This is a genomic window from Paraburkholderia sp. JPY465 (genome assembly GCF_050436725.1).
Classification (GTDB): Bacteria; Pseudomonadota; Gammaproteobacteria; order Burkholderiales; family Burkholderiaceae; genus Paraburkholderia; species Paraburkholderia youngii.
Genome location: NZ_JBNDMT010000002.1, coordinates 761,235 through 787,283, shown reverse-complemented (window position 1 = coordinate 787,283; position 26,049 = coordinate 761,235). Strand labels below are relative to the sequence as shown.

The 26,049-nt window shown below is 64.6% G+C and carries 19 protein-coding genes and 2 pseudogenes; 12 read left to right on the top strand and 9 right to left on the bottom strand.

Annotation, left to right across the window (positions count from 1 at the left end; all coding sequences use genetic code 11):
- Window positions 1-27 precede the first annotated feature (27 nt).
- Together panE and QFZ94_RS05640 are read left to right on the top strand one after the other, a co-directional pair.
- Entirely contained in the window at window positions 28-963 is a 936-nt protein-coding gene (gene panE, locus QFZ94_RS05645) for a 2-dehydropantoate 2-reductase (RefSeq protein WP_368582265.1), read from the top strand.
- Window positions 964-1,051: 88 nt separating this feature from the next.
- Entirely contained in the window at window positions 1,052-1,351 is a 300-nt protein-coding gene (locus QFZ94_RS05640; protein ID WP_026228439.1) for a hypothetical protein, read from the top strand.
- A 27-nt stretch (window positions 1,352-1,378) separates the two neighbouring features.
- On the opposite strand, the gene QFZ94_RS05635 is transcribed toward QFZ94_RS05640, so the two are convergent.
- The gene (locus tag QFZ94_RS05635) at window positions 1,379-1,816 is read right to left on the bottom strand and encodes a carboxymuconolactone decarboxylase family protein (RefSeq protein WP_410851371.1); all 438 of its coding nucleotides are present in this window, start codon (window positions 1,814-1,816) and stop codon (window positions 1,379-1,381) included.
- A gap of 118 nt (window positions 1,817-1,934) precedes the next feature.
- On the opposite strand from QFZ94_RS05635, the gene QFZ94_RS05630 reads away from it, so the two are divergent.
- The 6 genes from QFZ94_RS05630 to QFZ94_RS05605 all read left to right on the top strand — a co-directional run bounded on the left by QFZ94_RS05630 (window position 1,935) and on the right by QFZ94_RS05605 (window position 8,943).
- Window positions 1,935-3,422, top strand: coding sequence for a PLP-dependent aminotransferase family protein (locus QFZ94_RS05630; protein ID WP_429455847.1), 1,488 nt, complete (start codon window positions 1,935-1,937; stop codon window positions 3,420-3,422).
- Between the two features lie 375 nt (window positions 3,423-3,797).
- Entirely contained in the window at window positions 3,798-4,250 is a 453-nt protein-coding gene (locus QFZ94_RS05625) for an HU family DNA-binding protein (RefSeq protein ID WP_013092256.1), read from the top strand.
- A 411-nt stretch (window positions 4,251-4,661) separates the two neighbouring features.
- Window positions 4,662-6,071: a circularly permuted type 2 ATP-grasp protein gene (locus QFZ94_RS05620; protein ID WP_429455846.1), complete on the top strand. Its 1,410-nt coding sequence runs from the start codon at window positions 4,662-4,664 to the stop codon at window positions 6,069-6,071.
- A gap of 117 nt (window positions 6,072-6,188) precedes the next feature.
- A complete protein-coding gene (locus QFZ94_RS05615) occupies window positions 6,189-7,139 on the top strand; it encodes an alpha-E domain-containing protein (RefSeq protein WP_368582269.1) in 951 nt (316 codons plus the stop codon).
- A gap of 12 nt (window positions 7,140-7,151) precedes the next feature.
- On the top strand, window positions 7,152-7,952 hold the full coding sequence (locus tag QFZ94_RS05610; RefSeq protein WP_368582270.1) for a transglutaminase family protein: 801 nt from the start codon (window positions 7,152-7,154) through the stop codon (window positions 7,950-7,952).
- Window positions 7,953-8,070: 118 nt separating this feature from the next.
- Window positions 8,071-8,943, top strand: coding sequence for a peptidase (locus QFZ94_RS05605; protein WP_368582271.1), 873 nt, complete (start codon window positions 8,071-8,073; stop codon window positions 8,941-8,943).
- A gap of 155 nt (window positions 8,944-9,098) precedes the next feature.
- Here QFZ94_RS05605 and QFZ94_RS05600 read toward each other — a convergent pair whose 3' ends face one another.
- Both QFZ94_RS05600 and QFZ94_RS05595 read right to left on the bottom strand, forming a co-directional pair.
- Window positions 9,099-10,301, bottom strand: coding sequence for a porin (locus QFZ94_RS05600; protein ID WP_429455845.1), 1,203 nt, complete (start codon window positions 10,299-10,301; stop codon window positions 9,099-9,101).
- A 387-nt stretch (window positions 10,302-10,688) separates the two neighbouring features.
- Window positions 10,689-11,961 (bottom strand): annotated as a pseudogene (locus tag QFZ94_RS05595) (YhjD/YihY/BrkB family envelope integrity protein).
- Window positions 11,962-12,154: 193 nt separating this feature from the next.
- Between QFZ94_RS05595 and QFZ94_RS05590 the strand changes: the two are divergent.
- Both QFZ94_RS05590 and QFZ94_RS05585 read left to right on the top strand, forming a co-directional pair.
- Window positions 12,155-12,694 (top strand): YbaK/EbsC family protein, encoded by a 540-nt coding sequence (locus QFZ94_RS05590; protein ID WP_429455844.1) that lies wholly within the window; start codon window positions 12,155-12,157, stop codon window positions 12,692-12,694.
- A gap of 126 nt (window positions 12,695-12,820) precedes the next feature.
- Window positions 12,821-14,380: a methyl-accepting chemotaxis protein gene (locus tag QFZ94_RS05585; RefSeq protein WP_429455843.1), complete on the top strand. Its 1,560-nt coding sequence runs from the start codon at window positions 12,821-12,823 to the stop codon at window positions 14,378-14,380.
- 70 nt (window positions 14,381-14,450) lie between these two features.
- On the opposite strand, the pseudogene QFZ94_RS05580 reads toward QFZ94_RS05585, so the two are convergent.
- The 6 genes and pseudogenes from QFZ94_RS05580 to QFZ94_RS05555 all read right to left on the bottom strand — a co-directional run.
- Window positions 14,451-15,263 (bottom strand): annotated as a pseudogene (locus QFZ94_RS05580) (SulP family inorganic anion transporter); the annotation flags it as partial.
- 326 nt (window positions 15,264-15,589) lie between these two features.
- Window positions 15,590-16,180: a BPSL1445 family SYLF domain-containing lipoprotein gene (locus QFZ94_RS05575; RefSeq protein ID WP_176106616.1), complete on the bottom strand. Its 591-nt coding sequence runs from the start codon at window positions 16,178-16,180 to the stop codon at window positions 15,590-15,592.
- A gap of 278 nt (window positions 16,181-16,458) precedes the next feature.
- Window positions 16,459-17,847, bottom strand: a complete 1,389-nt coding sequence (locus QFZ94_RS05570; protein ID WP_410851367.1) for an FAD-binding oxidoreductase — start codon at window positions 17,845-17,847, stop codon at window positions 16,459-16,461.
- Between the two features lie 879 nt (window positions 17,848-18,726).
- Entirely contained in the window at window positions 18,727-21,171 is a 2,445-nt protein-coding gene (locus QFZ94_RS05565) for a hypothetical protein (RefSeq protein WP_429455842.1), read from the bottom strand.
- A gap of 221 nt (window positions 21,172-21,392) precedes the next feature.
- Window positions 21,393-22,055: a ligase-associated DNA damage response endonuclease PdeM gene (pdeM, locus tag QFZ94_RS05560; protein ID WP_429455841.1), complete on the bottom strand. Its 663-nt coding sequence runs from the start codon at window positions 22,053-22,055 to the stop codon at window positions 21,393-21,395.
- Window positions 22,052-24,694, bottom strand: coding sequence for a ligase-associated DNA damage response DEXH box helicase (locus QFZ94_RS05555; protein ID WP_429455840.1), 2,643 nt, complete (start codon window positions 24,692-24,694; stop codon window positions 22,052-22,054). The genes pdeM and QFZ94_RS05555 overlap by 4 nt, the downstream gene beginning before the upstream one ends.
- Before the next feature lie 250 nt (window positions 24,695-24,944).
- On the opposite strand from QFZ94_RS05555, the gene QFZ94_RS05550 reads away from it, so the two are divergent.
- Together QFZ94_RS05550 and QFZ94_RS05545 are read left to right on the top strand one after the other, a co-directional pair.
- Window positions 24,945-25,295, top strand: coding sequence for an FKBP-type peptidyl-prolyl cis-trans isomerase (locus QFZ94_RS05550; RefSeq protein WP_373685682.1), 351 nt, complete (start codon window positions 24,945-24,947; stop codon window positions 25,293-25,295).
- Between the two features lie 103 nt (window positions 25,296-25,398).
- Complete coding sequence (locus QFZ94_RS05545; RefSeq protein WP_368582280.1) at window positions 25,399-25,860, top strand: DUF488 family protein; 462 nt, start codon at window positions 25,399-25,401, stop codon at window positions 25,858-25,860.
- The last annotated feature ends 189 nt before the right edge of the window (window positions 25,861-26,049 follow it).

Sequence of the window (26,049 nt, the reverse complement as noted above, 5' to 3'; positions counted from 1 at the left end):
AAACCGAAATCTTTCAAGAGGCTCAAGATGCGAATTCTGGTAGTAGGGGCAGGCGCGGTTGGCGGTTATTTCGGCGGACGTCTGGCGGCGGCGGGGCAGGACGTGACCTTCCTCGTACGCGCCGGTCGCGCGGAAAAGCTGCGGCGCGACGGCCTCGTCATCAACAGCCCACGGGGCAATCTCCAGTTGCGCGACGTGAAGACGATCCTGGCCGGTGTCGCCAGCGAGCCGTTCGACCTCGTGCTGCTGAGCTGCAAAGCCTACAGTCTCGACGACGCGATCGATTCGTTCACGCCATTCGTCGGCGAAGAAACGCTGATCCTGCCGATGCTCAACGGCATGCGCCACATCGAGGTGCTGAGCGCGCGCTTCGGTAAGGAGCGCGTGCTCGGCGGCCAGTGTGTGATCGCCGCGACGCTCAATGCGGAGCAGCACATCATGCATCTGAACGACATGCAGGCGATTACGTTCGGCGAACTCGTGGGCGGCACCTCGGAGCGCACCCAGGCGATTGCCGATGCGATGTCGGGCGCGAAGTTCGACGTCGCGGTCAGCGACAACATCCTGCTGCGCATGTGGGAGAAATGGGTATTCCTCGCCACGCTGGCCGGCACCACCTGCTTGATGCGCGGTTCGGTCGGCGATATTCTGGCCGCGCCTGACGGCAAGCGCGTGATCGAGAAGCTGCTCGGCGAATGCCGCGCGGTGGCCGAACACAATGGCTTCACGATGGACGCGGACTTCGACGCGCGCGCCATCCAGGTGCTTCTGACGCCGTCGCCGCTGACCGCGTCGATGCTGCGCGACGTCGAAAACCGCTCGCACACCGAGGCGGATCATATTCTCGGCGACTTGATCACGCGCGGCGGCGACGCGCAAAAGGGCGAACACGCGTTGTCGCTGCTGCGCATCGCCTATAGTCATCTGAAGACGTACGAAGCGCGCCAGACCCGCACTTCCTGACGGCTCGCCGCGGTCGGCGCGAACGCGGACCGGGCGAACGGCGCGCCGCGCATGAGCGCCGCCGCAACCTGACGATCGGAGGTCAAGCATGCCGACTCCCACTGGATCGGTGCCCGCGCTCAGCGCCGCTTCCGCGACCGTGTTCTCGATCGGCATCGTGTTTCTCGGCTACTGGGGCATGTATGAGCCGACCGCCTGGCACAAGGCCGACATCGTAGTCTTCGTGCTCGCGTTGGCCGGCTTCGCGTGCCTCGGCCTCGTGCCGTGGATGGCGACGAGCCCCGTCGAGCCGGAGAATAGCGACTCACGCGTGCGGATCGCGCGGCATCTGTTTCTCGCGGGCGTGACCTCGATCTGGCTCGCGGTGGCGGTTTCCGTCATCTTCTAAAGCCTCGCGACTGCCAGGGCGCGCCGCTTACTCCGGCATCTTCCTGAACGACACCGCAATCCGGTTCCAGCCGTTGATCGCAACGATCAGCAGCGTCAGGTCGCTGATTTCCTGCTCGCTGAAATGCGGCTTCACTGCTTCCCATACCGTATCCGGTACGCGCGTTTGCGCGATCAGCGTCACCGCCTCTGTCCATTCGAGCGCCGCGCGTTCGCGCGCGGTGAAAAACGGCGCTTCGCGCCACGCGGCCACCGTCGCGAGACGCCGTTCGGTTTCGCCGTGCTTGCGCGCGTCGCTCACGTGCATGTCGAGGCAGAACGCACAGCCGTTGAGCTGGGACGCGCGAATCCGCACGAGTTCGGCGAGCGTCTTGTCGATCGTGCTCTTGCCGATCGTTTCCTCGAGCGCGAGCATCGCGCGCGTGCCGCTCGGGCTGGCCTTGTAGAAGTCGAGACGTGCTTGCATCAGAGAGTCCTGGTGAGTGTGCGAGGGGCGTCCAGATGGGCGTCCGTGGAGGTAAGCTTACGTTCGGCACTGGTCGTTCGAAATAACCATTTCGCCGTTATTTGAGGTAACCACCCGAATGGACATTCACATCGCGGTCGAAGGCCATCACGATCTGTCCGGACAGATTTATCGGCAGTTGCGCGCGGGCATTCTCGAAGGGCGGCTCGCCGGCGGCACGCGTCTGCCGTCCACACGCGATCTCGCGACCCAGCTCGGCGTGTCGCGCAAGACCACGCTCGATGTTTTCGAGCGGCTGCTGTCCGAAGGCTACCTGAGCGCGTGCGCCGGTTCGGGCACCTTCGTCGCCGACGGGCTCGAACGGCTGCCCGCCCAGCGCTCCGCGCAGGCGCGCGCGGCGGCTCGGTCGCGCGAGCGGGACGCCGCGCAAGCGAAAGCCGCCGCACGCGCGCAGCCGCTGTGGGAACAGATGCCCCACAGTCTGCCGTTGCCGCGGCCGTCGGTGCCGTCGCCGCTCGACTTCATCGGCGGCGCGACCGACAAGACGCTGTTTCCCTTCGACGTCTGGCGCCGCTGCGTGAATCACGCGCTACGCGGCCAGGCGCGCAGCCCCGGCACCTATCGCGAGGCCGCCGGTGAGCAGCAGCTGCGGCTCGCAATTTCGCGCTACCTCGCCTTCAACCGCGCGGTGTCGAGCAACTGGGACGACGTGATCGTCACGCAGGGCGCGCAGCACGCGCTCGATCTGATCGCGCGCATCACGTTGCGGCCCGGCGACATCGCGGCCATCGAAGACCCCGGCTACCCACCCGCGCATGCCTGCTTCACGGTGACGGGCGCGCGCGTGGTGCCGGTTCCGGTCGATAACGAAGGCCTGATCGTCGGCAAGCTGCCGGACAAGGCGCGGCTCGTCTACGTGACGCCTTCGCATCAGTTTCCGCTCGGCATGCCGATGAGCCTCGAGCGTCGCGTCGAACTGCTCGAATGGGCGCAAAAGCGCGGCGCGGTCATCATCGAGGACGACTACGACTGCGAGTACCGTTTCGAGGGCCGGCCGATGGAGCCGCTGAAGAGCCTCGATCGCGCCGGTCTCGTCGCCTATGTCGGCACGTTTTCGAAGACGATCTTCCCCGAGCTGCGCATCGGCTACCTGGTGCCGCCGGCGTCGTTGCACGGCCCGCTGCTGAAGGCGCGGCAGATCGCCGATTGTCACGGCTGCACGCTGACGCAGACGGCGCTCGCGGCGTTCATGCTCAATGGCGACTTCGCGCGTCATCTACGGCGCATGCACAAGGCTTATGCGGCGCGCCGCGCGATGCTGCTCGAGCATCTGCAAGGCGACCTCGCGCGCTGGTTCGAACCGATCGTGCCGACTGCCGGCATCCATCTGGCGGCGCGGCTGAAGGAGCCGTTGGCGTCGCTCGGCGAAGAGGCGCTCGTGGCCGCCGCGCGTGAAGCGTCGATCGGCCTCTATGGACTCGCGCCATTTCACCATCGCGTGACACCGCAGCCTGGGCTGATGTTCGGCTATGGCAGCATCGCGGCCGAGCATATCGACACGGCGCTGACGAAGCTCGCCGGCATCCTGCCGCGCATCGCACGCTGAAACGGAACCCGGCGCAAGCAAGGCGTAGGCATCGTCGCAGCGTCGGGGTTGCGTTGCTTGACGTGTCAAACGAAGAAAATGCCTTGATTCAAGGGACGAAAACACCAGCCCGCCTCGCCACGACCGCCTCGAAACCGCCGCCGAAACGAACTGTAACGAGCGTTACTCCTGCATGTTGAAGACCTCGCGGCACACGTTTTAGCCGCTAAAACAGGTGCTAAAACGTGTTGGACCGTTGGCGCCACGCAAAAAACTTCATCGCAATACATAAAAGAGTCGCGCAAATCGCTTTAGCGCTTGTAGAATCCGGCGTTGAAGCGTGCGCATACGGTGTGCGCTTCGAGCAATTCACTGACCACAACAGGTAGGAGAAACATGCCGACTTCCGCAAAAAAGGTGGCCAAGAAGGCTGCTGCCCCGGTACCGACCAAGAAGGTTGCTGCAAAGAAAGTCCCTGCGAAGAAAGCCGTCGCAGCCAAGAAGGTCGCCGTGAAGGCGTCTGGCGCACCGACGCCGATCAAGGACACCTTCACGAAGGCCTCGTTGGCAGCTCACATCGCTGAACGTGCTGCAGTGGAACCGAAGACCGCCAAGGCTGTGCTGGCCGCGCTCGAAGACACGATCCTCGGCACGGTGCATAAGAAAGGCGCTGGCGAATTCACGCTGTCGGGTCTGCTGAAGATCGTCGTGCAGGCTGTGCCGGCGAAGAAGAAGCGCTTCGGCAAAGACCCGTTCACGGGTGAAGAGCGCTGGTTCCCGGCCAAGCCGGCAAGCGTGCGCATCAAGGCACGCGCGCTGAAGAAGCTGAAGGACGCAGCGGCTGCCTAAGCGCGTTGCGCTCACGCTCATGCGTCGGCATGGCGCGGCTGTGCTTAACCATGCCTGACATTTGAGTGCGTGAAAAAGCGCCTGCATGCAGGTGATCGAAGTCCCCGTGGATGAGAATCCGCGGGGACTTTTTTTATGCGCTCGCTGCGTAGCGCTCATCGCACCTATTGGCGAAACGGCGGGCGCGACTCTCATAGTGTGCTCCCTGATGGCGCGCGCGCACCTGACTGGCGCATCATGATCCACGACAGTACGATCAACGCAATTCGACGCCCTGCGGATGCGCCGCTAGCGTGCACGTCGACGCGCATCATCACGACATATTCAATGGCATAACGCTTGCTTGATCAAGGTCGAATACCGAATGCGCAGCGCATTCGCCTTTATTCGACAAACAAGACTGGGGCTGACATGCGATGCTATGACGAGATGCGCTATCACGACGATGGCGTACGGCCGCATTACGCGCGCTTCGAGCGATGGTTGGATAGCCAGGGCAACGAAGCGATCGCACGCAAGCGCGCGGAAGCGGACCTGCTGTTCAGGCGCGTCGGCATCACGTTCGCGGTGAACGGCGACCTGTCCGGCACCGAGCGGCTGATCCCCTTCGATCTGATTCCGCGCATCATTCCGCGCGGCGAATGGCAGACGCTCGAAGCGGGTTTGCGACAGCGCGTGCAGGCTCTCAATCTGTTCATCCACGACGTCTATCACGATCGCAACATCGTGCGCGCGGGCATCGTGCCGGCCGAGCAGGTCTATACCAACGCGCAGTATCGTCCGGAGATGCAGGGCGTCGACGTGCCGCTCGGTGTTTACGCGCATATCGCCGGCGTCGACGTGGTGCGCGCCGGCGACGAAGGCGAGTTCTACGTACTCGAAGACAATCTGCGTGTGCCGTCGGGCGTGTCGTACATGCTCGAAAACCGCAAGATGATGATGCGGCTCTTCCCCGAACTGTTCGTGCAGAACCGCATCGCGCCGGTCGCGCATTACCCCGATCTGCTGCTCGATACGCTGCGCTCGGTCGCGCCGGAAGGCGTCGACGATCCGGTCGTCGTCGTGCTGACGCCGGGCATGTACAACTCCGCGTATTTCGAGCATACGTTCCTCGCGCAGCAGATGGGCGTCGAGCTCGTCGAAGGCAAGGATCTGTTCGTCGACGACAACTACGTGTTCATGCGCACCACCCAGGGACCGAAGCGCGTCGACGTGATCTACCGGCGCGTCGACGACGACTTTCTCGATCCGCTCGCGTTTCGCGCCGACTCCGCGCTCGGCGTGCCGGGTTTGCTGACCGCGTATCGCGCCGGCCGCGTCGCGCTCGCCAATGCGATGGGCACCGGCATCGCCGACGACAAATCGATCTACCCGTACGTGCCCGACATGATCGAGTTCTATCTCGGCGAAAAGCCGATTCTGAACAACGTGCCGACCTATCAGTGCCGCAAGCCCGAGGACCTCGCCTATACGCTCGCGCATCTGCCGGAGCTGGTGGTCAAGGAAGTGCACGGCGCGGGAGGCTACGGGATGCTGGTCGGCCCGGCCGCGACCAAGGCCGAGGTCGAGGCCTTCCGCGAGCGGCTGATCGCGCGTCCGGCCGGTTATATCGCGCAGCCGACGCTGGCGCTGTCCGCGTGTCCGACCTTCGTCGAAGCGGGCATCGCGCCGCGCCATATCGACCTGCGGCCGTTCGTGCTGTCGGGCAAGAGCACCACGATGGTGGCGGGCGGTCTCACGCGCGTCGCGCTGCAGCAGGGCTCGCTCGTCGTCAATTCATCGCAGGGAGGCGGGACCAAGGATACCTGGATGGTCGACTGATGCGCGGCAAGCGGCACGCAATGCGCGTGCGCCGCCGTCGCTCAACGGATAACCAGCGCGGACTTTCGTCGCCGACGAAGGCCTCGCGCGTTCAGATCACAGACATGGAACGCCGTCATGCTTAGCCGAACCGCCGATCACCTCTTCTGGATGGCCCGCTATATGGAGCGCGCGGAGAACACCGCGCGCATGCTCGACATCAACCTGAAGGCGCAACTGCTGCCGCAGACGCCCGAACAGGAGGCTCGCGCGCAGCGCTCGGTGCTGCGCATCTCCGAGCTCGAAAGCGCCTTCGCGCAGCGTTACGACGAACCGACGCTCGAGCACGTGCTCGACTTCATGGTCGCCGACGCGAGCAATCCGTCGAGCATTCATTCATGCCTGCAGGCCGCGCGCGAAAACGCCCGCGCGGTGCGCGGCACGCTGACGACCGAGTGGTGGGAAACCATCAACGACACGTGGCTCGAATTCAACGAGCGGCTTGCGAGCGGGCAGGCCGCGAGCAATCCGGGCTCGTTGTTCGAATGGGTCAAGTTCCGCTCGCATCTGTCGCGTGGCGTGACGATCGGCACCGCGCTGCAGGACGACGCGTTCTTCTTCACCCAGCTAGGCACCTATCTCGAGCGAGCCGACAATACCGCGCGGATTCTCGATGTGCGTTTCGCGAACGTCGAGCCGAACTCGCGCGACGCCGCGCGCCAGCTGGAGGACTTCTATTACTGGACCTCGATCCTGAGCTCGGTGTCGGCGCTCGAAATCTATCGCAAGGTGTATCGCGACGTCGTGACGCCCGCGCGCGTCGTCGAGCTGATGATCCTCAATCAGCAGATGCCGCGCTCGCTGCTCGCCTCGCTGGACGGCGTGTGCAGCAATCTCGCGATGCTGCGCACGTCGGGCTCGAACCAGTGCGAGCGCTTCGCCGGCAAGCTGCGCGCCGAGCTGCTCTATGCCGACATTCGGCAGATTTTCGAAACCGGTTTGCATGGCTATCTGACGCAGTTCCTCGCTCGCGTGTTCGAGCTGGGCAATCTGGTGGCGCGTACTTATCTGATGCTGCCAGTGGCCTGACGGAGTTTTCTCATGTACCTGACGATCCGCCACGACACCTCTTACCGCTACGAAGCGACGGTTCATTATTCGATCCAGCAGTTGCGCCTGACGCCCTCGAGCGGCGCCGGGCAGACCGTGCGGCGCTGGAGCATCGACGCGCCGGGCAAGCTGGACGCCACACTCGACGCCTACGGCAACGTGCTGCATACGCTCGTCATCAACAAGCCGCACGACGAGATTCATCTGCGCGTGTCGGGCGAGGTGGACACAATGCCGCTCGTCGACGGGGTGCTGCACGATCCGCCCGGCCCGATTCCGCTCGAGCATTTCACCTGCGCGACCCGTCTGACCGAAGCCGATGGCGCGATTCGCGAGCTGGCGGAATCGGTGGCGAATCTGGCGAGTCCGGCAAGCCTGATTGCGCTTGCCGAGCAGATCGTGCAGCGCGTGCAATACCGGCCCGGCGTGACCGAGGTCACGAGCACGGCCGCCGAGGCGCTCGCGCTCGGCAACGGCGTGTGCCAGGACCATGCGCATCTGATGCTCGCGTGCTGCCGCGCGCGCGGCGTACCGGCGCGCTACGTGAGCGGTTATATCGAACCCGGCGACGTGCCGCATGGCGCGAGCCATGCGTGGGTCGACGTTTGGCTCGAAGGCAAAGGCTGGATATCGCTCGACGTCACGCACGCCGGGTTTGCCAGCGAGATCTATTGCCGCCTCGCTGTGGCGCGCGACTATGAGGCGGCCGCACCGGTGCGCGGCCGGCGCATCGGCGGGCTCGAAGAGGAGCTTCACGTGGCGGTGGCGGTCAGCACGCAGATGTCGCAGTAGCCGCGTTGCAACGCTAAAGGCTGCGAAAAAGGCCATAAAAAAGGCCGTAAACACGGATAAAAGGCGCCCGTGCGCCGCATTACAATAGGTCCGTTCCCTCGCGTTCTGCGGATTCGTTATGACTTACTGCGTAGCGATGGCCGTCAACGACGGTCTCGTATTCCTGTCCGATACGCGTACCAATGCGGGCGTGGATCACATCAGTACCGCGCGCAAGATGTCGGTGTTCGAGCAACCCGGCGAACGCATGCTGGTGCTGCTGGGTGCCGGCAATCTGTCGATCACCCAGGCGGTGCTGCACGAGCTGTCCGAGCCCGCCGATGCCGGCGAGCCGACGCTATGGAGCGTGCCGACGATGGCCGACGCCGCGCGCGTGGTCGGCAGCGCGGTGCGCCGCGTGCACGAGCGCGAAGCGGCAGCGCTGCAGAAGTTCGGCGTCGACTTCAATTGCAGCTTCATTCTCGGCGGCCAGATCGCGGGCAACCGCATGCGGCTTTTCATGATCTACGCGGCGGGCAATTTCATCGAGGCGTCGGCGGTGAATCCGTACTTCCAGATCGGCGAATCGAAGTACGGCAAGCCGATCATCGACCGCGTGCTGACGCCGTCCACACCGCTCGACGAGGCCGCGAAGTCCGCGCTGATCTCGATGGACTCGACGCTGCGCTCGAACCTGTCGGTGGGCTTGCCGCTCGATCTGCTGGTGTACGAGAAGGATGCGCTGCGCGTCACGCGGTTCGTGTCGATCGATCGCGACAACGCGTACTTCGACATGATTCATCGCACGTGGGGCGAGCGTTTGCGCCAGGTTTTCGCCGAGATTCCCGATCCAGACTGGCAGCTGTCGCTGGATGCGCCGTCGCTGCATCCGGAGCGGGCGCTGGTGCTATATCGCGCGCCGGTCGGCGCCGATGGCGTCGAGCATGAGCACGATGTGCCGCCCGCGCAGATTCTCGCGCAAGCCGATAAAGGGAAGGCGCAGCGGCGCTAGCCGTATTGGGTTCGGGGCGCGCGCCAAGCTCGTCCGAACCCGCCACCAGAATCTCGGGACGAAAAAAAACCAGCCATCGGCATCGCCTCTGGCTGGTTTGTGGTCTCTGGCTACGCAGCTCGTCAGCTGCGTAGCAGGTCCGACTCGAAGTCCGATTAGAACTTGTGGCGGATACCGAGGCTGACCATGACCTGGTTGTTGGTGCTCGACTGGTTGCCATACGAACCGATCGAAGCCGTAGCCGATTGAAGGGTACTGGTGCCCGGTACACGCTGTTCGCCGCTTGCGTGCTGCCATGCGCCGACCAGGTAGAAGTCCGTGCGCTTCGAGAGGTTGTAATCGCCGCCCAGCGACACTTGGTTATACGTTGCGGATGCGTCGCCGTGACCCTTCGTGTAGGCGTAGCCAATACCCACCAGTGCTGCCGGCGTGACCTGGTAGCCCAGGTACGCACGACCCACTTCGTACTTCTGGGTCGTCGTGAAGCCCGAGCTTGCGTCCGGACGGTATTGTGCGTTGCTGTACGACAGGTTGCCGGTCCACGGGCCCGTCACGTACTGAACCGCGACCGACGCGATGCCGATCGACTTCGATGCAGCGTAAGCCGAGTTGATGCCGGCGTTGGCCGGGAAGTTGGAGTCAAACGTCGCGGCCGGTGCTGCCGTACCAGCCCAGCCGGTCACAACGTTGCTTGCGGATGCACGTGTCGCAGGCGAATTGGCATTGCTTGCATGCAGGTAGCCAGCAGCGATGCTGAACGGACCCGTTGCATACGTTGCTGCGCCCGACCACGTCTGGCCCGAACCCGTCGCGCCTGCGACGCCGCCCAGAGCATACAGACCTTCGATCTGGAAGCCCGACCAGACCGGCGACACGTACTTCAGCGAGTTGATGACGCGGAAGCTGTTGTCGTTGTTGTCGACGTCGCCCGGCGTAGCGAATGTGCTACCGAAGTAGTTGTCGCCCGTCAGCGGCTGGACCATGTCGACCAGCGGGTCGTACTGACGACCAGCCGTGAACGTGCCCCATGCGTCGCCCGTCAAACCGACGTAAGCCTGACGACCGAACATCGAGCCACCTTGCTGCAGCTTGCCGGTGTTGATGTCAAAGCCGTTTTCCAACTGGAAAATTGCCTTCAGGCCGCCGCCGAGGTCTTCCGTGCCCTTCAGGCCGAAACGGTTACCTTGGATGTTGCCGCCAAACAGTTGAACGAGGCTGCCGCCCTTCGGCGTAGCGTTGTTCACGTACTGGATCGACTCATCCAGCACGCCATACAGGGTCACGCTGCTTTGCGCGTGTGCGACACCGGCGACGCCGAGGAGCGCCAGCGAGAGGGTAGACAGTGCGATTCGTTTCATCCATTTCTCCACGCAGATGATTGTTCGTTGTTGCGGAAAGCAGAATAGCTCAGCGCATCCGCCCGGTAGAAACGGAAAAAAAAGAGTGTCGCCAAAAACTGACAATCGAGGCAAACCCTTGTATTTACAGCCCATCAACGATTATTTCTATTTGCGCAACATTTATTGGTCTGATGCACATTATTGTTGATTTGTTGATAGTGACGGGATGACTTAACGCACTTTCGGCATCGATTTGCATGCTAAATGTAATCTAGTCGTCTACACGTCCGCTCGGCTTTGTAGTGAAAACATAAAAGAAACAGCCGGCGAAATGACTAGACAGGCTGGACAGAAGAACCGCGTTGTGTCCAAGCGTCGTCGAGCGGTTTGACGGCGCAACGCGTTTCAGCGCCTATCGGCGCCACGGCGCGCCATGGCCGCGGCCGTGAGTCCCGCGGCGGCCGCGAGCAGCACCGAGGTCCACGGGTTGCGTCGCACGTAGCGGTCGGCGGCCGTCGCCTGGCGGCGCGCTTCGACGATGGCTGACGCCGCGAGACGGGTGGCTTGCGCTTCGACGTCGAGCACCTTGCGCGTGACGTCGACCGCGGTTTCATGCGCAGAGCGCTTTGGCGCTGCCGCCTCGATCCCTGACGGCGGCAGCGGCGCGGTCGTTTGGCTGGCAACACGCACAGCCGTGCGAGCCGACGAAACGGCGTTCCCCGCGACGGTCGATGCCGCCAACACCGACGCAAGCTTCGCGCGGCTGCCCGGCGGCGCTTCCCCCTGCATGCCCCAGCCGCCGCGCGGATCGTGCAGCCTGCCGCGCGCCGCCGAGAACTCCGCGCCAAGCAGCAGCACCAGCGCCGAGAAGTACAGCCACATCAGCAGCACCGCGAGCGAGCCGGCTGCGCCGAACGCGCTGGCCATTCCCGCATGCGCGAGATAGAGCGCGAACAGCTTTCTGCCGCCGGTGAACAGCACGGCCGCGACGACGCCGCCCACCAGCGCATCGCGCCACAGCACCCCGAGCGTCGGGCAGGAACTTCAGCAGTGCGGCGAATGCGAACATCAGCACGAGCAGCCCGACGCCGAGCTGCAGCAGATTGCCGATCACGACATAGGGCGAGTCGCCCCACAGCCACTCGCCGATAAAGGCGATGACCGTATCGAGCACCAGCGACACGATCAGCAGGAACGCGACGCCGAGCACGAGTCCGAACGAAATCAGCCGTACCCGCACGAGCGCGAGCCAGCTGGCCGAGCGCGGCCCGGTGTAGGGCCATACTATATTGAGCGCGCTGTTCAGCGACGAGAACGTCGCCGACGCGCCGATCGCCAGCAGCGAGAACGAAATGATCGTCGCGATGCCCCCTTTGGCGCCTGCGTGATGCGCGTTCTCGACGATCGTCTGCACGCCGGCCGCGGCCTGGTCGCCGATCAGGCCGTTGATGTGGCCGAACAGCTCGCCGCGCGCGGCCGCCGGGCCGAAGAACCAGCCGGCCACCGCGATCACCATCACGAGCGTCGGCGCGAGCGAGAACGCCGCATAGAACGCGATGCTCGCCGCCATCTCCAGACAGCGGTTCTCTGTGAACTGCCGAAGTGCGCCCATCGCCCAATTGGCCTGGTGACGCGCGGCCTGCTGGAGGTTCTCGCGAGAAAGGGTATCGATGTCCATGATCGTGTCTGAATCGTGACGGCGCTTTCACGGTGTTTGCCTTGTCGCTTTCCGCAAACCTCGTGCCCGTCACTATACAAGTTAAGCGGTGAGCTTCACGGCCTGTTTTCATGGCCTGCTTCGATGGCCCGCTCCGCGGCCGCCCGCCCGTACCGCTAGAATGCAGCGGGTTAATGTCACCTTTCCGCTCATCATGCATTCGCACGAACTCGTACGGCAACTGGACGTCATCGAGCGCGACCAGTGGAGCGCGCATCTGCCCGCGCATGTCGTCGAACAATTGCCGGCGCACGGCATCACGGTGTTCGCCGTTACCGACGACGCCTCCGACACCGCAGCATTCAGCGCGCGCTATGGCTTCGGCCTCGAAGACTGCGCGAACACGATCGTGATCCGCTACAAGAAAGACGGTGGCGAGCACTACGCGGCGCTGGTGTCGCTCGGCTCGCGGCGGCTCGACATCAACGGCGCGGTGAAGGCCGCGCTCGGCGCACAGCGGCTGTCGTTCGCGAAGCGCGAGGCCGCGGTCGAGCATAGCCGGATGGAGTTCGGCGGCATTACCGCCTTTGGTCTGCCGGCCGACTGGCGCGTGCTGGTCGACGCCGCGGTGATGGACCGTGCACAGATCGTGATGGGCGCCGGCGTGCGCGCGGCCAAGCTGCTGATGTCGCCCGACGTGCTGCGGCAATGGCCGCGCTGCGAGGTGGCGGCGCTGACGCTGCCGGCGGACTGAAGCCCGCAACCTTGAAGTAGCACTGAAGTTTTCCGCCGTCGCGCCGTTAATCCCGACAACGACATGAAACGTTTGCGGCTGTCCGCTCGCGCCGACAACCGCGAACCACGACAAGGGATACGGAAGATGGAACGGTTTCGCCTGAAGGTGCGGCTGTGGCTCGCGCTCGCGGTGATGTGCATGGGCATTCTGGCGATCGGCCTGTGGGGTGCATACAAGACGCGCGACACGATGATCGCCGATCGCGAGGACGAGCTGAAAAACGTGGTCAGCATCGCGTACAGCGTGCTCGATCGCTACAACGCGCTCGCCGCGGCCGGCACGATGCCGCTCGCCGACGCGCAGCGCGCCGCGATGGACGACCTGCGCGCAATGCGCTACGACGGTGCCGGCGGCTATCTCGTGCTCGAAGACAGCCGCGCGCACGTGCTGATGCATGCCACGCGCGCCGACCTCGTCGGCAAGGACATGAGCACCGTTACCGATCCCGACGGCCGCCATGTGTTCAAGGAGGGTTCCGAGCAGACGCAGCGCGAAGGCGAGGCATTCGTCCATCTGATGTTCCCGAAGCCCGGCACCAACCAGCTCGCGCCGAAGAGCAACTACATGCGGCTTTACAAGCCGTGGGACTGGACCATCGTCACCGGCGTGTACACGGACGACATCGAGGCGGTGTTCTACCGCACCCTCGCGCAATACGTGATCGCGGCGCTGGTGCTTTGCGCGCTCGTGTCGCTGGTGATCGGCGTGATCGTGCGCAGCATTGTGCGTCAGCTTGGCGGCGAACCGGCATACGCGGTGCAGATCGCGTCGCGAATCGCGGACGGCGACCTCGACGTGATCGTCGACACGAAGACCGGCGACAGTACCAGCCTGCTCGCGGCGATGAAACGGATGCAGCAGCGTCTCGCGCAGGCGATCGAGCAGATTCGCGGCGGCGCGACGCTGATTTCGTCGGTATCCAACGAGATCGCCGCGGGCAATTCGGATCTGTCGCGCCGGACCGAGCAGCAGGCGGCTGCGCTCGGCGAGACCGCGTCGAGCATGGAGCAGATCACCGCGACCGTGCGTCAGAACGCCGACAACGCGAAGCAGGCGAGCCAGCTCGCGCACAACGCGTCTGAGACCGCGGCGCGCGGCGGCGCGGTGGTCGGTCAGGTGATCGACACGATGCGCGGGATTTCACAGTCGTCGCACCGGATCGGCGACATCATCGGCGTGATCGAAGGGATTGCGTTTCAGACCAACATCCTCGCGTTGAACGCGGCCGTCGAGGCGGCGCGCGCGGGCGAGGAGGGCCGCGGTTTCGCGGTGGTCGCGGGCGAAGTGCGTACGCTCGCGCAACGCAGCGCGGCGGCCGCGAAAGAGATCAAGGCGCTGATCGAGGAATCGGCCGCGCAGATCGCGGGCGGCTCGGAACACGTCGGGCGCGCGGGCGACACGATGCAGGAAGTCGTGCAGGCGGTACGTCGTGTCAACGACATCATGGGCGAGATCAGCGCGGCGTCGGTCGAGCAGACCTCGGGCATCGAGCAGGTCAACATCGCTGTCGCGAGCATGGATCAGACGACGCAGCAGAATGCGGCGCTCGTCGAGGAAGCGAGCGCGTCCGCCGATGTGCTGAAGACGCAGACCAGCCAATTGTCGGCGGCGATCTCGGTGTTCAAGTTGCCGGAGCAGCGCTAAAGCGCCAGGCCGCGTTGCCGACGCACGCGCGAGCATTCACCGCACGCCCGCTCGCAACGCGGTGCGTGTGTCACGCGAAGCCGATTCCCGCGCGGCTCAACAATTGGCGGTTGCGCTCCGACAGGTTCTGCATCCGCAACTCTTTGCCCGCGTTGCGATAGCGCTCGGCCAGCCCCTGCAACGCGGCGAGCGCCGAATGATCGGCGAGCAGCAGGTGACTGCAATCGACGGTCACGCTCGCCGGGTCTCGCGCGGGATCGAACAGCTCGTGAAAGCGCGTCGTCGACGCGAAAAACAGTGTGCCGCGCGGCACGTAGGTCTTATGGCCCGCGCGATCCTCCGCGGGCGCGTGAATTTCGCGCGCATGCTGCCACGCGAAGTTGAGCGCGGCGATCACGATGCCGCACATCACCGCGATCGCGAGATCGGCAAATACGGTGATGACCGTGACCGCGACGATCACGAGCGCGTCGTTGCGCGGCACCTTGCCGAGCACGCGCAGCGAGCCCCATGCGAAGGTCTGCCGCGCGACCACAAACATCACGCCGACCAGCGCCGCGAGCGGAATCCGCTCGATCAGCGGCGACAGGAACAGGATGTACAGCAGCATCATCACGCCGCTGACGATTCCCGACAGCCGCGAACGTCCCCCCGAATTCAGGTTGATCATGGTCTGGCCGATCATCGCGCAACCGCCCATGCCGCCGAACAGTCCCGAGGCGATATTCGCCGCGCCGAGGGCGACGCATTCGCGATTCGGCTGACCGCGCGTTTCGGTGATTTCGTCGGTCAGGTTGAAGGTCAGCAGCGTTTCGAGCAGACCGACGATCGCAATCAGCACCGCGTACGGCAGGATGATGCGCAGCGTCTCGAGATCGAGCGGGCGTTGCTGCGAATGCCGGACAGCCAGGCGGGCCGACCGGAAGCGGGACTAGCGGTGATCATGTTTTACGAGGTGGCGCGCGAGCGCAATGCTGAGGCCTGCATGCGCTGCGCTGAACGGGCTTGGCAACGCGCGCGGCTGCGCGAAGGATACGTCCGCTGAACACGGACGGTTTGCGAAAGGCGTGGATTTTTCCGTAGCGCGATGAATGGCGCTGGCGAAGCGGGCGGAACGCGATGGCTTGAACGCGCGGCGCGGATCTGTCGTGCAGTCGCGCGGCGCGCTCGCACCACAAATCCGCAAGAGCGGAGGCTCCGCTCAGATACTCAGATAATCAGCCGGGACACCTTCGTGCCTTCGAGCGACACGCCGGCCATCAAACCGCCGTTGGTCAGCACGAAAGCCTGCACCGGGCTCGTTGCGGTCGAGGAATCCACCGCGCCGTTCGCGCCGACCTTCAGCACGGCGACGGTCGCATTCGCGCCGACCGCCCAACCCTGGCTGTGCATGAATTCGTCGAGCGCTTCCTGCGTCATGAACAGAAACACGAGCGCCTTCGACTGCGCGCCGATCTGCAAGCCGAACGAGCCCGCGACCGTGCTGAAGTAGCCGACCGTGCGGCCGCCGATGCGCATCGCGCCTTCACCATACTGCGCGCCGACCCAGAAGCCGGCCGAGATCACCGACGGAAACACCAGCACGCCGCGCGCTTTCGCAACGAGCTCGCGCGAACCGTCGACGTTTTCGTAGAGGCGCGCAAGCGTCGAGTCGACGCCCGCGTTGATCGTGTCGCGCTTGCCGGCATTGGCCGACGGGGATGCGTTCGAGGACGGCGAAGTCGTCGTGCAACCGGTGAGGCTCAGGCCCGCGACGGCCAATGCAGCGCTGCCGGTCATGATGAATTGTCGTCTGCGCATGACTGTTTTCCTTTGCGTTTCTCACGCATGTTGTACGTTATGGAAGAGTGCGGCGAATCGCCCGCCTTGCTTTGCTTTGTTCTCATTTGCGCACGAGAGGTTCCGTGCGCGCGGTGATTGTCGTTGAGCGGGCGTGCCGCGACGCGCGACGCACGCATCGCGAGCAGTCACAGCTGACATTAGCAGGGAGCGTGCCCAAGCGCCGCGCCGCCTTGCGCCAGGGCGGCGCGGCCACTTGCAGTTCGCGGTTTCGCGCTGCTCGCCGTTGCGCGTCGTCGCTACACGGTTGGGCGAATGTTCTGGTTGTGGCGGAACAGGTTGTGCGGATCGTAGCGGTTCTTCACGGCGACGAGCCGCTCATAGTTCGGCCCATAGGCATCCGCGATACGGCCGCCTTCTTCCTCGGTCATGAAGTTGACGTACACGCTGCCTAGCGCAAACGGGCGCGCCGCTTCGAAAAAGGCGCGCGCCCATGCGACGCAGCGCTCGTCGTCGCGCGCATCGTCCCAGCGGCCGTGCACGTTCATGCCGTATAGCGTGTTGCGGGCCGGGTAAGCGGTTGCGTCGACCGCCACGCGCTGCGTTTGCGCACCGATCAGCCCGAAGAAAATTTCGCATTGCGTGGACGGCAACGTGTCGATCGCGCGAAGCAGTGCGTCGATCAGACCATCGTCGATGGTGCCGAGGTTGTGCGACTTCCAGTAGTTGCGCGCCCCTGGCGTTAGCAGCGGATCGAAGGCCTGTTGCCAGATTTCGTAGGGCATCGGACCAAGATGTTCGCCGAGCGGCTTGCCGAAGCCGCGCACGGCTTCCACCGCGGCCGGGCCTTTGTCGACCGGGCCGTTGTAGCACATCGCGAACACCAGCACGGGTTTGCCGTGCACGTCGGGCGGCAGGAACGGCAGCGGCGGCGCGAGCCGCGCGACCGCCCAGACGGCCAGCTCGTCGGGCATTGCCGGCGCGGCATCGCGGTATTTGATCAGTGCTTCCTTCGCGTCGGCGAGCGGCAACACGACGAGGCCGCCATACACGAGCGGGCCGACCTCATGCAACGCGAACTCGAATAGCGTAACGACGCCGAAATTGCCGCCGCCGCCGCGAATCGCCCAGAACAGATCGTCGTGCGAAGTGGCGCTCACGTGGCGCAATTCACCGTCGGCGGTGACGATGTCGGCCGCGACGAGGTTGTCGATCGTCATGCCGTAGCGGCGGCTCAGCCAGCCGAAGCCGCCGCCGAGCGTCAGACCTGCGACGCCGGTCGTCGAGTTGATGCCGAGCGGTGTCGCGAGTCCGAATGCCTGCGCTTCGTGATCGAAATCATGCAGCGTCGCGCCGGGTTCGACATACGCGCGCCGCGCTTGCGGATCGATACGCACCGATTTCATCGTGGACAGGTCGAGCATGAGGCCATCGTCGCACACAGCGCTGCCGCCGATGTTGTGGCCGCCGCCGCGAATGGCGAGCGGCAGGCCGTTGTCGCGCGCGAAGGCGACGCCGCTGCGCACGTCGGCAACACCCGCGCAGCGCAAGATCATCGCGGGCGTACGGTCGATCATCGCGTTCCAGATGCTGCGCGCCGTGTCGAAGCCCGGCGTGTCGGGCAGCAGAAGCTGGCCGCGCAGTGTGGATTTGAATTCGTCGACGGCGCTGCTGGAGATAGTAACCATGTTGTACCTCGTCGGAGAGGGGAGGGCGCTCGCAGAACTCTGCTCAGCAGACCAAACAAAATGCGGGCGGTGAATGAAAGCGGATTGAGAGGTTCGGCTGCGTGCAGTAAACGGGGCGGCGCGACGAAGTCAAACAAAGGTTTACCCGCGTATGGGGGCGATCCTGCGCAGTAGCTTGCGGGGGCGGGCGTTTGCGGGCAGCGCAACCCGACGATACGCGACGCTGGCGCCGAAGATGGTGGGAATGCTCCGGAAAAAGCGTGCGCGCCAATGTGTTGGTTATCTGACGCGCTGGTGGTTGTGCCACGACACTTTGGATATCGCGTGGGTCGCGATGGTGTGTGGCTGAGGCGCACGTTCGGCGACTCTGCGAGGCAGCGCACATCGCCACATCGCTTTTTGCGACGCACACTCGCTATGCAACAACGGGTAATGTTTCGCGCGCGCATTTCGATGATTTTTGTGGTGTTGTCTATTGGATTTCTCTCATTCGGCTTTCCCAATTTTCATTCTTATGTGCGAATGGCCACATGAATAAAACGGATGACGTGTAAATGGTGTCGGAATTCATCCGATAAAACCGAATGTTAATTTTCTTTTTGTCGGTTAAATTGCATCGCGGGTGATAGTTTTATCTTCCCGTCTGAAGAATCTGGATTAGCGGATTTGACGGACGCATCGTCGTTTCCCCCTGCCTGGCAAGCCGTCTCGCCAATATCGCATTGCGTGGTCTAACGCACGGTCGCGCGATTGCACTGCGAATAACTTCAACGTCCATCAAGCCTCGCTGTGCGGCTCTCACGATCACGTGCGCGCACGGCCAGCCCATTCTCTCGAAGCACGCCAAATCGGACCGGGGATTTTCTGTGAGAGAAGTATTTAGTGCGAGCGCATTTTAATTCGCATTAGGCGAAGTTGCGCAAAGGCTTTGACTTTCATTTTTTTGACGAGCCGAGATTCACTCGTTAATTGGACCGGTCGCTCAGGGGAAATAATTAGGAGGGTGAAATGAAAAAGCAAAACGGGGACGCGTGGATACTTGGCACGCGGCGGGCGGCGTTGGCGGTCGCGGTCAGTCTTTATGCGGCGATGGCGGGTGCGCAGACGAATTCGGGGAGCACCGCCGCGCCTGCAACCAATCCAGGAGTGATGGTGCTCGCCGAGGCGGGCGTGCAAGGCGGATGTCCGTCGGGCGGCGGGCCGGGCTGCACCTCGCACGGATTCGGGCAGCTCGGGGCGGGTGCCCTCGGCATCGCGGCGGCGGGGCTTGGCCCGACGTCGTCCACCGGCTCCTCGGCGGGCAACGGGACGTCGTCGACGGGCGCGGGCAGCAGTGGCGGAAATAGTTCGGCTAATTCCGGCACGGGCGGGGTGGGCTCGGGAGATACCGGCGGCAACAACGGTAATGGCGGTTCCGGCAACAACGGTAACGGAGGCGCTGGAAGCGGCGGTGATGGTTCGGGGAATGGCGGCACGGGCGGCGATGGCGGCAACAACGGTGGCGGTGATAGCGGTGGGGATGGTGGTGGGCATGGGCATGGCCACGGTGGTGATGGTGATGGCGACGGTGGTCATGGGCACGGCCATGGCGGCGATGGTGACGGCGATGGTGGTCATGGGCACGGCCATGGCGGCGATGGTGATGGTGATGGCGACGGCGGTCATGGACATGGCCACGGTGGTGACGGCGATGGCGATGGCGGTCATGGCCACGGCCATGGCGGCGATGGTGATGGCGACGGTGGTCATGGACATGGCCACGGTGGTGACGGCGATGGCGATGGCGGTCATGGCCACGGCCATGGCGGTGATGGTGATGGCGACGGTGGTCATGGTCATGGCCACGGTGGTGACGGCGATGGCGATGGCGGTCATGGCCACGGCCATGGCGGTGATGGTGACGGCGACGGCGGTCATGGACATGGCCACGGTGGTGACGGCGATGGCGATGGCGGTCATGGACATGGCCATGGTGGTGATGGTGATGGCGACGGCGGTCACGGACATGGCCACGGTGCTGACGGCGATGGCGATGGCGGTCATGGCCACGGCCATGGCGGTGATGGTGACGGCGACGGTGGTCATGGTCATGGCCACGGTGGTGACGGCGATGGCGATGGCGGTCATGGCCACGGCCATGGCGGTGATGGTGACGGCGAAAGCGGTCATGGCAACAGCCATGGTGGCGATAGTGACGGTGATGGCGGTCATGGTCATGGTCATGGCCACGGTGGCGATGGTGACGGCGATGGCGGTCATGGTCATGCCCACAGTGGCGACGGTGACGGCGATGGCGGTCATGGCCACGGCCACGGTGGCGACGGTGACGGCGATGGCGGTCATGGCCACGGCCACGGTGGCGATGGTGACGGCGACGGCGGTCATGCCCACGGCGGAGATGGGCATGCCGGCCACGGCGATGGCGGCCATGGCGACGGCGGCCATGGCGATGGCGGTCATGGCGAAAGCGGCCATGGCGACGGCGGCCACAGTAGCAGCGGTGGCGAAGGCAAAGGCGGTTCCGCCAACGGCGGCCATAGCGGTGGCGGCGCGGGCAACGGTGGACATGGCGGCGAAGGTGGCGGCCAGGGCAGCGGCGGTTCCGGACACGGTGGCCATGGCGGTGAAGGCGGCGGCCAGGGCGGTGGCGGCTCGGGCAACGGTGGCCGTGGTGGTGAAGGCGGCGGCCAGGGCAACGGAGGCTCCGGACACGGTGGCCATGGTGGCGAAGGCGGTGGCCAGGGTAACGGCGGCCCGGGCAACGGTGGCCATGGCGGTGAAGGCGGCGGCCAGGGCAACGGCGGCTCGGGACACGGCGGCCATGGTGGTGAAGGCGGCGGCCAGGGTAACGGCGGCTCGGGCAACGGTGGCCATGGCGGCGAAGGCGGCGGCCACGGCAACGGTGGTTTCGGACACGGCGGCCATGGTGGTGAAGGCGGCGGCCAAGGCAACGGCGGCCATGGTGGTGAAGGCGGCGGCCGAGGCAACGGCGGCCATGGTGGTGAAGGCGGCGGCCAGGGCAACGGCGGCTTCGGACACGGTGGCCATGGCGGCGAAGGCGGCGGCTACGGCAACGGTGGCTCCGGAAACGGCGGCCATGGCGGCAACGGTGGAGGCGAAGGCAACGGCGGTGGCCGGGGCGGAAACGGCGGCGCCGGTGGTGGCCAAGGCGGCGGTGGTTTCGGCAACGGAGGTCGCGGAGGCCATGGCGGCAACGGCGGCGGCCAAGGCAACGGAGGCGGCTTCGGCAATGGCGGCTTCGGCAACGGTGGCCGCGGAGGCAATGGCGGCTACGGCGGCGGTGGCTCCGGCAACGGCGGCCACGGCGGCGGCAACCACTAGGCACTGGCAAGGGTCCCGCGAACCTCGCGGGGCTCCCTCCAGGAGAGGAGGCCGGCGCCGCCCGGCCTCCACACCGACCGCGCTCGAGCACCGCGGGAAGTTTGCAGCGAAAAGCCAGCAAAAAACTACGCTAGCGAATCAGCAAACCAACCCGCAAACAAAAACGCAATCAGGCAACGAAGTGGCCGGCCCCCGCCGTCCACTCAACCCCTCAACTCGATCACCCTCTCCTGCACGACCAGAAAAACTCTCTCCCCCAAAACGCGCCCCGTCTCACGCGCGCCTCCAGTAAAGCTCCCGAACGCCGGCAGCACCCCCCGATCGATCCCGAAGCGAAAGCACGGCACGCGCACTGAATCGGTCCGCGTGGCGATCCGATAGACCGGATGCACATGGCCCGCGAGCACATACGCATGATCGACCGCATGCGGGTGATGACACAGCGCCCACGCCCCGAAATGCCACGGCTCGCGCACAGACTCGACACCCAGCGTAAGCGGCAACGCACCGGCATGCCGATCGTGATTGCCTTCGACCAGCACCACGCGCATCGACGCGTGCCGCGCGCGCCACGCATGCAAAGCATCGAGCGTGAGTGTCGACAGCGACTCGCGCGCATGCAGCAGATCGCCGAGAAACACCAGCGTCGCCGGCTCGAACTCGGCGATCAGACGATCGATCCGCAGCAGATTCTCCGCAGTCGAACCAGTCGGCACCGGAATGCCACGCGCGCGAAACACCGCATCCTTGCCGAAATGCGCATCGGCGATAAAAAGCGCGCGCAGCACCGGATCGAAGCACGCGCGCAAGCTCGATAGCACGAGAGGCCGTCCGCCGACGTCGATCGCCAGTGAGTTCACAGTCATCGTTGCGCCGCCCTTTCGAGTTCGGCCAGCATTCGCTCGACGCGATCGGCGAGCTTCTCGGTGCTGACTTTTTCGCGCAGGCGTCCGACGATCAACGGAAACGCGAACGGCGTCGCCTTCCTGGGCCGCGTGAGCACGACGCGGCTCGCGTTCATTCGTTCGAGCGCAATACGAATGCGCCGCACGTCGAGTTCCTGTAGCAGTACTTCGGTATCGGCCTGGCCCAGTAGCAAATTGCCGCGATCGTGCTGACGAAAGATCTCGTAGAAAAGCCCGCTCGAGGCCTGCAATTGCCGCGCGCTTTTCTGCTGTCCGGGATGCGCCTGAAACACGAGGCCCGACACCCGCGCAATCTCGCGAAAGCGTCGCAACGAGAGTTCTGACGAATTGAGGCTCGCAAGAATGTCGTGATCGAGTTTGTCGGGTGAAAGCAGGCCATTGCGCAGGTGCGCGTCCCAATCGAACGCCTGCGCGCACAGCAATTCGAAACCGTAGTCGTTCATCGAAATCGAAAACGTGCCGGGCTCGTCGCGCGCGACCCGCCACGCGAGCAGAGCGCCAAGCCCGATATGCGCTGTGCGCCCGGCGAACGGATAGCAGAAGAAGTGATGACCCTCGCGCGATTTCAGCAGCTCGACGACCAGCACGCCCGGCTCGGGCAACGCCGACCACTTCTGCTGCAATTCGAGCAGCGGCCGAACCGCGCGCATTTCCGGCTCGTCGTAAATGCCGTCGGCGGCGCGCGCGAGCATCGTCAGTGTCGCATCGGCGAGTTCGGACGATAGCGGCATGCGGCTGCCGGCCCATTGCGGCATTGCCCCACGCGATGAACTCGCACGCCGCACCCACGCCGTCATATCCTGCACGCGGATCAGTTCCAGCGCGCGGCCGCCGAACGTGAATACATCGCCGGGTCTGAGCCGCGAGATGAACGATTCCTCGATCGCGCCAATGCGGCCGCCCGATAGATAAGCAACGTTCAACGTCCCATTCGAGACGATCGTGCCGATGTTGTTGCGATGCCGGCGTGCGAGATCGGCGCGCGGCACGCGGTACAGACCGTCGCTATCGCGCGCGACGCGATGGTAGTCGGGATACGCGCGCAGCGTCGCGCCGCCGCCTTCGACGAAACTCAGCGCCCAGTCGAACTCCTGCTGCGTCAGATCGCGATATGCATAGGTATGCAGAAGTTCATCGTACAGCTCGCGCGCGTCGAAGCCGCCGCCGATCGCGACGGTGACGAGATGCTGCACCAGCACGTCGAACGGCTTTTGCGGCGTATCGCGGCTTTCGATCTGCCGTTTGTCGACGGCTTCACGCGCGGCCGCCGCTTCGATCAATTCGAGCGCATGCGTCGGTACGATCGTCACCCGGGACGGCAAACCGGGTGCGTGTCCCGAGCGGCCCGCGCGCTGCATCAAACGCGCGACGCCTTTGGGCGAGCCGATCTGGAACACGCGCTCCACCGGCAGAAAATCGACGCCGAGATCGAGACTCGACGTACATACCACGACCTTTAGCAAGCCGTTCTTCAACCCGCGTTCGACCCACTCGCGTACCTGCTGATCGAGCGAGCCGTGATGCAGCGCGATCGCGCCGGCCCATTCGGGGCGCGCATCGAGCAGCGCCTGATACCACACCTCGCATTGCGAGCGCGTGTTCGTGAAGACGAGCGACGTGCGTGCTTCGTCGATCGCGCGCGCGACTGCATCGACCTGACGCATGCCCATATGACCGCCCCACGGAAAGCGCTCGATCGTGTCGGGAATGATCGTGTCGACGATCAGTGCTTTCGACAGCGCGCCGTGCACACTGACGCGCGGCGTCGCGACCGGCGCGAGCAGGACCTCGGTCGCGAACGACAGATTGCCGAGCGTCGCCGACAGCCCCCATACCTGCAAGCCGGGCCGCCAATGCGTGAGACGCGCGAGCGCGAGTTGCGTCTGTGTGCCGCGTTTATTGCCGAGCAGTTCGTGCCACTCATCGACGATCACGAGCCGCACTCGAGACAGTACTTCGCGCGCATCGGCGCGCGTCAGGATCAGCGTCAGACTCTCGGGCGTCGTGACGAGCGCGGACGGCATGCGCCGGTTCTGCCGCTCGCGTTCGGCGGCCGACGTATCGCCGGTGCGCAGACCGACGCTCCAGGGTACCGCGAGTTCGGCCGCGGAGCTTTGCAACGCGCGGGCGGTGTCGGCCGCGAGCGCGCGCATCGGTGTGATCCAGAGCACCGTCAGCGGTTCGGGATGCTTGCGCTGTGTCGACGCGGCACTCGCGAACGCGGCTAGCGCGCCGAACCACACGGCCCAGGTTTTGCCGGCCCCGGTGCTTGCGTGCAGCACGCCGCTCGCGCCAGCGGCGATGTTGCGCCATACCTCGCGCTGAAACTCGAACGGCTGCCAACGGCGCGCGGCGAACCATGCGTCGAGTTTGTCCGCGAAGGGGCGGCGCGCGTCCTCGGGTGAATACGAGGGGAACGGCAGCGGCTCGAAAGCGGGTTCGCGCGCATCGAGCCGCGCCTGTTGGGCGCGGCTGCGCGGAATCCGGCGCGGCCTTGGCGCGCGAACGCGCTCGTCGGCGGGCGGGGGCGCGGCGGTCGGGTCGTCAGCGGGGTGGTCGGAATGGGCCGGCTCGGTCATCGGAAGCGCTCTCAACGGTGCGGCGGATTCGCGTGCCGGCGATTCGCGCCGGACGTTCATGTGGACCGCGGGCTCGCGCGGCGGTTCAGCGAGGTTCGTGACAGGCGCGCAACGACCCACGGCATCCGGCAGTATCTGGGAGCCTCGGCCGACACCCGATCCGTTACAATCAAACGGACTACCCCACTGGAGATTTGCTTTGAAATCACTCGTTGCTTTGCTGGCCGCAGCCGTTCTGTCCTCGACCGCGATGGCTGCCGCGCCGACCACGGAGAAGCTGCCGTCCGGCGTCATCGTCGAACATCTGACGCAAGGCACGGGCCCGCAACCGTCCGCGACCGACGTGGTAAAAGTCAACTACCGCGGCACGCTGCCCAACGGCACCGAATTCGATAGCTCGGCCAAGCATGGCGGCCCGGCCACGTTCCCGCTCAATCGCGTGATTCCGTGCTGGACGCAAGGCGTGCAGAAGATGAAAGTCGGCGGCAAGGCGCGACTCACGTGCCCGGCGGCGACCGCATATGGCGATCGCGGCGTCGGCCCGATTCCGCCGAATACCGATCTGACCTTCGAAGTCGAACTGGTCGACATCGTCAAGTAAAGCGCGCGAGCGGCGCTAAACATGCACTGCCACCGAGCCTCGCTGCGCTAATCGCAGCGAGGCTTTTTTATGGGCGCCGAATGGCCCGCCAAGGGGACTCACGATGAAACGTGACAAAGGTACCGTACAGGTGGCCAGTATTGGTTTTACCGGCAAGAGCGCCCAGAAGTTCTTCGGGTTGTTGAAGGATGCCCAGGTGCGCACGGTGCTCGACGTTCGCCTCAACAACACGTCGCAATTGGCGGGTTTTGCGAAAAAGCAGGATCTGCCGTTCTTTCTCGAGCAGTTGTGCAATGCGGCGTACGTGGAAATTCCGGAGTTGGCTCCCGAGCCGGAACTGCTCAAACGCTATCAGGGCAAGCAGTTGAGCTGGGAGAACTTTCGCGAGGAATATCTCGACCTCATCGCGCGCCGCCGTGTGGAAAGCAATCTGGATATCGCGCTATTTGAATCGGGCTGCCTGCTTTGCAGTGAACATTTACCACATCATTGTCACCGGATGTTCGCGCTCGAGTATCTGAACCAGCACTGGAACAATCGTCTTTCCGTTACACATTTGACCTGACCGGCGCCGGTCGGGCCGGGTTACGTTTTCCGCCTCGTGGCCCGGCGGCTTGCTGTGCCGGCAGGTTGCATTTCGCTGGCGCCGCCGGCGTTTTCCTTCAGTAGCCCGAATAGTAGCCTGGCGCGAAACGTGGAAAAACACGCCCAATACGCATGTTATTTCAAGGCGAGTGCCGCTCGCTCGTCTACT

What these genes read in the sequence shown, in the direction of transcription:
- QFZ94_RS05555 (WP_429455840.1), bottom strand. Translation starts at nt 24,694, where the DNA reads ATGACCGAGCCGGCCCATTCCGACCACCCCGCTGACGACCCGACCGCC.
- QFZ94_RS05625 (WP_013092256.1), top strand. Translation starts at nt 3,798, where the DNA reads ATGCCGACTTCCGCAAAAAAGGTGGCCAAGAAGGCTGCTGCCCCGGTA.
- QFZ94_RS05610 (WP_368582270.1), top strand. Translation starts at nt 7,152, where the DNA reads ATGTACCTGACGATCCGCCACGACACCTCTTACCGCTACGAAGCGACG.
- panE (WP_368582265.1), top strand. Translation starts at nt 28, where the DNA reads ATGCGAATTCTGGTAGTAGGGGCAGGCGCGGTTGGCGGTTATTTCGGC.
- QFZ94_RS05615 (WP_368582269.1), top strand. Translation starts at nt 6,189, where the DNA reads ATGCTTAGCCGAACCGCCGATCACCTCTTCTGGATGGCCCGCTATATG.
- QFZ94_RS05635 (WP_410851371.1), bottom strand. Translation starts at nt 1,816, where the DNA reads ATGCAAGCACGTCTCGACTTCTACAAGGCCAGCCCGAGCGGCACGCGC.
- QFZ94_RS05545 (WP_368582280.1), top strand. Translation starts at nt 25,399, where the DNA reads ATGAAACGTGACAAAGGTACCGTACAGGTGGCCAGTATTGGTTTTACC.
- QFZ94_RS05590 (WP_429455844.1), top strand. Translation starts at nt 12,155, where the DNA reads ATGCATTCGCACGAACTCGTACGGCAACTGGACGTCATCGAGCGCGAC.
- QFZ94_RS05585 (WP_429455843.1), top strand. Translation starts at nt 12,821, where the DNA reads ATGGAACGGTTTCGCCTGAAGGTGCGGCTGTGGCTCGCGCTCGCGGTG.
- QFZ94_RS05605 (WP_368582271.1), top strand. Translation starts at nt 8,071, where the DNA reads ATGACTTACTGCGTAGCGATGGCCGTCAACGACGGTCTCGTATTCCTG.
- QFZ94_RS05570 (WP_410851367.1), bottom strand. Translation starts at nt 17,847, where the DNA reads ATGGTTACTATCTCCAGCAGCGCCGTCGACGAATTCAAATCCACACTG.
- QFZ94_RS05600 (WP_429455845.1), bottom strand. Translation starts at nt 10,301, where the DNA reads ATGAAACGAATCGCACTGTCTACCCTCTCGCTGGCGCTCCTCGGCGTC.
- QFZ94_RS05630 (WP_429455847.1), top strand. Translation starts at nt 1,935, where the DNA reads ATGGACATTCACATCGCGGTCGAAGGCCATCACGATCTGTCCGGACAG.
- QFZ94_RS05550 (WP_373685682.1), top strand. Translation starts at nt 24,945, where the DNA reads ATGGCTGCCGCGCCGACCACGGAGAAGCTGCCGTCCGGCGTCATCGTC.
- QFZ94_RS05620 (WP_429455846.1), top strand. Translation starts at nt 4,662, where the DNA reads ATGCGATGCTATGACGAGATGCGCTATCACGACGATGGCGTACGGCCG.
- QFZ94_RS05640 (WP_026228439.1), top strand. Translation starts at nt 1,052, where the DNA reads ATGCCGACTCCCACTGGATCGGTGCCCGCGCTCAGCGCCGCTTCCGCG.
- pdeM (WP_429455841.1), bottom strand. Translation starts at nt 22,055, where the DNA reads ATGACTGTGAACTCACTGGCGATCGACGTCGGCGGACGGCCTCTCGTG.
- QFZ94_RS05575 (WP_176106616.1), bottom strand. Translation starts at nt 16,180, where the DNA reads ATGCGCAGACGACAATTCATCATGACCGGCAGCGCTGCATTGGCCGTC.